This is a genomic window from Pedobacter alluvionis, from assembly GCF_003664035.1.
In the GTDB taxonomy this organism is placed as follows: domain Bacteria; phylum Bacteroidota; class Bacteroidia; order Sphingobacteriales; family Sphingobacteriaceae; genus Pedobacter; species Pedobacter alluvionis.
The window spans coordinates 43,747-50,246 of record NZ_RCCK01000017.1 but is presented as its reverse complement, the minus strand read 5'-3'; the positions used below and the strand labels follow the sequence as shown (position 1 = coordinate 50,246).

Genomic DNA, 6,500 nt, shown 5'->3' with positions numbered 1-6,500 from the left:
TACGTTGATAATGTCTTGTTTCATTTTCCTGCTCTATTTTTAGCTTATTTAACCTGGCTTAATACTATTTTGTCATACACTTTATCACCGAACCATTTTCTGATTGCTATTGCTGGTTTTGCCATATAACCTTTTACGTATCTTGTTTTTGGATTTTTGACGGTGGCAGCTTTTGCAATAGTTTGCCCAAGTGCATCAACATCAGTTAATTGATTACCCGTATACATTTTCTTAGTATTCTCAGCTACTTTATTGGCAAAGTTAGCATAAGCTCCTTTACCTGAAGTGTTCTTTAAATTTTCTGCCGCAATTTCACCCCAGCCAGTTTTTATACCTCCTGGCTCTACCACCACTACATCTATACCAAATTCCTTTAATTCCAAACGCAAACAGTCGCTCCAGCCTTCTACGGCATGTTTGGTTGCGTGATACCATGCACCAAATGGTGTATAAATTCTACCCCCCATGGATGAGATGTTTACGATTCTACCAGATTGCTGGTTACGCATAGTTGGCAATATCAACTGAGTTAAACGTGCCATTCCAAAAAGGTTTACTTCAAACTGTCTTCTTGCTTCGTCAATCGGTACATCTTCAACAGAACCATAAGACCCATAACCTGCGTTGTTAATTAGAATATCTATTCTGCCTTCTTTGTTGAGAATAGTATTTACAGCATCAATGATCGATGTGTCGCTGGTTAAGTCAAGCGATACTACCCCCATTCCTTTTGCTTTTAAATCATTCATTTCTTCGGTTCGCCTTGCTGCGCCATAAACAGTATAACCTTGGCTGTGTAGTTGGTTCGCTGTTGATTTTCCCATTCCCGAACTTGCTCCTGTAATTAATGCTACTTTTTTCATTTTTTTTTAAATTTTAAATTGTTTATGAGTTATTTACAATACAAATTTAGAATGAAAAACTAGGCTAGATTAACACAGCATAGGGAATATCTAACACAAATTACTGACTGTATAATTTTGGAGGTAATGACATACTAATTAACAATAAACTTCAATATCCCCCTTAAAAGTTCGAGCAAACTCCCAACCATATTTTGAAAAACGCTAATAATTCGAGTATTATCATTGTATGTCTTAAAAATAAGCTGTTTTTAAAGCATTGAGCTTTTACTATAGTTCTGGATGTTGCGCGGCATAGTAAGCCACTATTCCTATACAAGGCAGGGCAGAAAAGCGTCTGTGGCAAAGTTTTTGGTGATGAGTTCTGTTTCTACAAGTGCTCCACTTTTAAACTTGAGAATTTTATCTCGCCAGATTTCATTCTTCCGATAAAACACACCATCTATCTTTAGAAATTGATGGTCTTTTTCAATAACGTGAGAGGCATAATCAAGTTCAGTGACAAACTTTGCATGAGCTTTTGATGTAAGAGCGATTGCACCTGCGTCACCTTTGAACTATTTTTTTGAAATTTAAGTAGAAATTCCAAGATTTATCAGATAATTATACTACCAATAAAAATCGAATCTCTGATTAACTTTCCCAATAGGCAATATAAATGGTGGAGATTATTATTGATGATTCAGTAGAAGTTTATAATATGAAATGGTTATATAAAAAAGATCTAACAGATATCAATTCCATAAAAAAAGTGGAAGATGCTTTTGGCATTAGGTTTCCATCAGATTATAAAGATATTGTGTTAGCATACAATGCAGCAACACCATGGAGTTGCTAACTTTTTTAAGACAAAATTCTTATCCTTTTTAACTTTCAGAGTATGAAGAAGACCAGAAAAATTACAGTTTAGGGAATTTTAATAATTCAGCGTAAACAGTACACTATAGTGCTCTTTACAAAGCCAGTGCAGTACTAACTTAGGCGATACAGTGCTGTACTGATTAGCAGTCAGCATACTATACACCTGTTCATATAATTTTACTGTTTAAAACTACTTTGTTGTATGTTGATAAATTCTTTTAAAAAGAATCAAAAACAGCCATTGAATAATCAGGATTGCAGTTTTTGAATTTCCACATTTTGTCTTTTGATTTGGTAATGAGGCATATAGATAAAATAGTGGATTGATTTTTGTGGGCATCCTACCACAGCGGATGCTGTATAGACAATCCATTTTCAAACCTTTTAAATTTTAAACTTATGGCTTTCAAAGCTAGATTAAATTTTTCGGGCAAGGAGTACGATGTGCTTCATTGTGCCTATGCGTTAAACCGCGATGTAGATGCTAAAGGAAGACCCTCTTCCGGTGTTTACGGCGGTACCATTGATATCGAGATCGAATCAACCGAAGACACTTCTATTATCGAGGCGATGGTAAACAACCAGTACAAACCCATTACAGGAACCCTTCTGATCAAAAAAACAGAGGAAGATGCCAAAATGAAAGAAGTTGAATTTCAGGACGGCTACATTGTTAAATATTCCGAAGGAATCAACATTGTGGGCGATCACCCTATGACACTCAAGTTCCAGATTTCAGCACGCAAGCTTAAATTAGGAAACGCCGAGCATCTTAACGACTGGCCAAAAGCCTAGTCTTAGGTTGAGGGTGGGAAGGTTGAAGGTCTAAAATGCTTAACACTAAACTAAGCACCATGTTCTTCGATCCATACCAACCTCCTACTGCAATTCATTCATTTAAAAACATTAAAAACTTACTACAATGGCATTTAAAACCAGATTAACATTGGGCTCAAAAGAATTTGATGTCCTACAGTGTAGCTTTTCATTAAACCGCGATGTTGACGCAAAAGGCCGTCCGTCTTCAGGTGTTTATGGTGGAACTATCCACATTGAAATCGAATCCACTGAAGATACTTCAGTGATCGAGTCAATGGTCAATAACCAGTACAAACCACAAGCCGGTACCATTATCTTCAAAAAAGGAGAAGAAGACGCTAAGATGAAGGAATTGTCTTTCGAAGATGGTTACATCATCCAGTATAATGAGGGAATCGCGGTAAATGACAATACCCCGATGACCTTAAGTTTTGTGGTATCTGCCCGAAAACTAAAGCTGGGTAATGCCGAGCATACAAACGATTGGCCGAAAGCTTAAATTTTCATCTATGAGGTAGAATTGTAGTTACATTTTCTACCTCATAAATCATCTAACTATGGGAACGATTGATTATGCAAAACTATTCCGTGATAAGCGGCTGGATATTGCAATCGGCATAGGTTACGAGTTTGCCGGCGAAAAGAATAATTTCTCCAATGAGCTGGGTGATATTATAACTGTATTGTTGGGCAATGGCTTTCGCAAAACAGCAAAATCATCAACAGATGTCTATTATGATACGTATTATTTGCGTAAACGATATTTTTTAACCGCAAAAAAACAGTTGGTCGATATAGATATCTATGCTTATCTAACCAGTTCAAAAAAGAAGAATCCATCAAGCACTTTTGCCTCGTTCTTGGCTACAAAGGAAATAGTGATTTATAGCGGTCACGGCCGAATAGGTATAGGTCCCGACTTTGATGATGAAAAAAACAGCAAAGAAAATTTCATTATAGGATTAAATACAGTTGCCCACGCAAAAAATCAGCTTAGACTTCAAAATTCACCGCACGATAAATCACTCAGAATAAAATATGTTAAGGGGATGAAGTCAAGAAAGGATAACGATTTAGAAAGTATTACCAAAAAGAATCTTTTTAGGGAAGATCTATATCAGGTCTGGTTTTTTAATGCCTGCTCATCTATAGATTATGTGGATGAGATCAGGGGTAAATGGTCCGTAAAAGACAAAATGCAAAAGTTTGGCCTTGTGCGTACCGGAACGGGGAAAATTAAATCAAAAGATAATTTAGTTGTTTTTGGTACAAGACAGTCTGTAAGATCTGATGCAATCCCTATCCTAAAACAGATTTTGGCCGGAAAAAGCATGGATGATATCGTAAAAACAATGCAGGCTTACGAAAAAATATTTTCTCCGGAAAACAATAGCAACAATATATACTTCTCAGATTAAATGAAAATATCAAAAAATATAGGAATACTGTGCTGCTGCTTTATCATGACAGCATCCTGTAATTTGGACGGAAACAAAGAAAATACCCAGGTAAAAAAAAGATCTGAAGATTCAAATATGGTAAACAAAACAAATCCCCCACAGCTGGATACAACAAGGATAGATATGGACAAAGTAAAACAGGAACTGGATTGGTCTGATGTAAAGTTAAAGTTTCTTAACGAGTGCCTGAATCCTTTTTTAAAGACCAAAAACGTTACGACTAATTGTAGCGACTGCGATAAAATTTCTTTTAGCTATACCCTCACCACAAATGAAAAAGGTGAAGTAATAAAAGTGAACAGGGAATCTGAACTTATTGAGTGCAAACAACTGACCAGGAATGATATTGCAGAGCTTCACGCTGTGATTGAGTCCTATTTTAAAAGACAGATTTTACCCAGGTCATTTGCTAAGGGAAGTTATACCGGCCAGTTGGGTTTCATTTTAAAATGCTAGACAAAAATAGTTGTCCATTTAAAAATAAACAGGACACATACTTAAAACGAGAGCGCTAAGAAAAATGCTTGATTGGTAAAACATAACCTATGTGCACAGTTCGGAATTTCCACACTTCCGGGCAACATTAGTTTAAAACCAAAACCGGCCCTATACAGAAATGATAAATTAACCTCATATATAAATCTAAAGCGGAATACATGTCTACAGCAAATAAGGTAAGGGCAGAAATATTTGTAGATGGTGAAAAAATAAGCCATTTTACCTATCTTAAACTGGTCCAATCATTTAACAATCACCACGATTTCGAACTGCACTTAAGTCTGTTCGATCTTGGCCTTGCAGGAGCATTTGATGTTTACCAGTCAAGAAACTGGATAGGCAAGGATATTACTATCGAGCTTTTTTCTGTAATGGGCCAATCGGCAAATAAGTTCAAAGGCCTGGTAACCAAAATAAGCGTGATAAAGACGCATGGACAGAGCGGAGGATATGTGCTAAGCGGCTATAGCCCAACTATTAAGCTGGATGGCGGCGCACTTATGCGGTCATTTAACCAGCTGGATATAGAGAGTATAACCTCTAAGGTATTAAAGACCGGAGGCGTTGACGTAAAGATCAATGTAAACCGTAATACAAGTCTTGGATATTTTACCCAGTACAAAGAAAGTAATTTTGATTTTATTAACCGGATTTCGGCATTGTATGGCGAATGGTTTTATTACAACGGAGAGCAGCTGTGCTTTGGGATGCCCGACAAAATTGAAGAAACCCAGTTGGTTTATGGCCGCGATATAGAACAGATGGACTTTTCCATTAGAGTGGCCCACCTTAATTTTTCCAACTACTCCTATAATTCGGAAAATGACGAAATATTTAGTGGTACGGCAAAACCGGATACCGGCAGCTTGTCGGAACATAGCCTTTTTGCCATCCAGCAGTCGCAGGAAACTTTTAGCGGAGAAAACAATACACCGTTGCGCAACCGCATCACTTCCCAAAAAGAACTGGATGATATTATTAAAGTAAAAAAGGCAGCCGTTTCAAATGACCTGATTGGTATTAATGCCGTAGGCGATAATCCTGCGGTTGCCTTGGGCAGTATTGTTAAGATCACCAATTCGCAGCGCGAAGAATTGGATTTTGTAGAACAGGATGAAGGAAGCTATCTGGTGCTTTCGGTAACCCACGAGATCCAGTCGAACAACGAATATAAAAACCATTTTTACGGGATAGATGCTGGGGCCGATATTATACCCGTATACAATATTAAGACACCAATAGCAGAAAGCCAGATTGCTAAGGTGGTTGATAATAACGATCCTAAGGGCATGGGCCGTGTAAAAGTGCAGATGCTCTGGCAAACAGGAATAGATAAAACAGAGTGGATCAGGGTACTAACTCCCGATGCGGGAAGTAGTGACAAGGTGAGCAAGAACAGGGGCTTTGCATTTGTACCTGAAACTGGTGACCAGGTGCTAATCGGCTTTAGGTACAATGATCCTAACCGGCCATTCGTAATGGGCAGCATGTACCACGGCAAAATTGGCGCTGGTGGTGGCGAAACCAATAAAACGAAGAGCCTGACCACCAGAAGCGGATGCTCTGTAATATTGGACGACAGTAAGGGCAGTGCCACCGTGAAAGATCCAAGTGGCAACATACTGGTGATGCATGGTGATGGAACCATTACGCTCACTGCGCCCAATTCATTTACTATAAACACTAAAGATTTTGTTGTGAACGCCAGCAATAGCATTGCCGTTAATGCACAGCCCAGTGAGGAAGGTGGCGGCGAAGGCACCATAGCGATCAGTGCAAAGAAAACCATTGCAGCTACTGCTGACACAGAAGGTATTACTTTAGATGCTACGGAAATGGGAGTGGCTATTAAAGGTAAAACTGATGTGAGTGTAGAAAGTACAACGGCATCTGCATCGGTTAACGGAAGTACCGAAGCCATAATTAATGGTGCCCATGTTAAAATGAGCGGAACTGCCACAATAAGAATCAATTCTAAGGATACTGATATAACCTAAAA

7 protein-coding genes are annotated in these 6,500 nt (G+C 38.2%); 6 read left to right on the top strand and 1 reads right to left on the bottom strand.

What is annotated here, in order from left to right; all coding sequences use genetic code 11:
• Positions 1-44: 44 nt before the first annotated feature.
• Positions 45-863, bottom strand: coding sequence for an oxidoreductase (locus tag BCL90_RS25125; RefSeq protein ID WP_121288059.1), 819 nt, complete (start codon positions 861-863; stop codon positions 45-47).
• Positions 864-1,563: 700 nt separating this feature from the next.
• Here BCL90_RS25125 and BCL90_RS25115 point away from each other — a divergent pair.
• The 6 genes from BCL90_RS25115 to BCL90_RS25090 all read left to right on the top strand — a co-directional run bounded on the left by BCL90_RS25115 (position 1,564) and on the right by BCL90_RS25090 (position 6,498).
• Entirely contained in the window at positions 1,564-1,701 is a 138-nt protein-coding gene (locus tag BCL90_RS25115; RefSeq protein WP_147438330.1) for an SMI1/KNR4 family protein, read from the top strand.
• 422 nt (positions 1,702-2,123) lie between these two features.
• A complete protein-coding gene (tssD, locus tag BCL90_RS25110) occupies positions 2,124-2,519 on the top strand; it encodes a type VI secretion system tube protein TssD (RefSeq protein WP_121288057.1) in 396 nt (131 codons plus the stop codon).
• A gap of 127 nt (positions 2,520-2,646) precedes the next feature.
• On the top strand, positions 2,647-3,042 hold the full coding sequence (gene tssD, locus BCL90_RS25105; protein ID WP_121288056.1) for a type VI secretion system tube protein TssD: 396 nt from the start codon (positions 2,647-2,649) through the stop codon (positions 3,040-3,042).
• A 58-nt stretch (positions 3,043-3,100) separates the two neighbouring features.
• Positions 3,101-3,961 carry a hypothetical protein gene (locus BCL90_RS25100; RefSeq protein WP_121288055.1) on the top strand — a complete coding sequence of 287 codons (861 nt, stop codon included), beginning with the start codon at positions 3,101-3,103 and terminating at the stop codon, positions 3,959-3,961.
• Between the two features lie 45 nt (positions 3,962-4,006).
• Positions 4,007-4,459, top strand: coding sequence for a hypothetical protein (locus BCL90_RS25095; protein WP_121288054.1), 453 nt, complete (start codon positions 4,007-4,009; stop codon positions 4,457-4,459).
• A gap of 200 nt (positions 4,460-4,659) precedes the next feature.
• The gene (locus BCL90_RS25090) at positions 4,660-6,498 is read left to right on the top strand and encodes a type VI secretion system Vgr family protein (RefSeq protein ID WP_121288053.1); all 1,839 of its coding nucleotides are present in this window, start codon (positions 4,660-4,662) and stop codon (positions 6,496-6,498) included.
• Positions 6,499-6,500: the final 2 nt, after the last annotated feature.

Bases quoted from the DNA above. Each gene is read 5' to 3' on its own strand.
- BCL90_RS25125 (WP_121288059.1), bottom strand. From the start codon at position 863: ATGAAAAAAGTAGCATTAATTACAGGAGCAAGTTCGGGAATGGGAAAA.
- BCL90_RS25115 (WP_147438330.1), top strand. From the start codon at position 1,564: ATGAAATGGTTATATAAAAAAGATCTAACAGATATCAATTCCATAAAA.
- tssD (WP_121288057.1), top strand. From the start codon at position 2,124: ATGGCTTTCAAAGCTAGATTAAATTTTTCGGGCAAGGAGTACGATGTG.
- tssD (WP_121288056.1), top strand. From the start codon at position 2,647: ATGGCATTTAAAACCAGATTAACATTGGGCTCAAAAGAATTTGATGTC.
- BCL90_RS25100 (WP_121288055.1), top strand. From the start codon at position 3,101: ATGGGAACGATTGATTATGCAAAACTATTCCGTGATAAGCGGCTGGAT.
- BCL90_RS25095 (WP_121288054.1), top strand. From the start codon at position 4,007: ATGACAGCATCCTGTAATTTGGACGGAAACAAAGAAAATACCCAGGTA.
- BCL90_RS25090 (WP_121288053.1), top strand. From the start codon at position 4,660: ATGTCTACAGCAAATAAGGTAAGGGCAGAAATATTTGTAGATGGTGAA.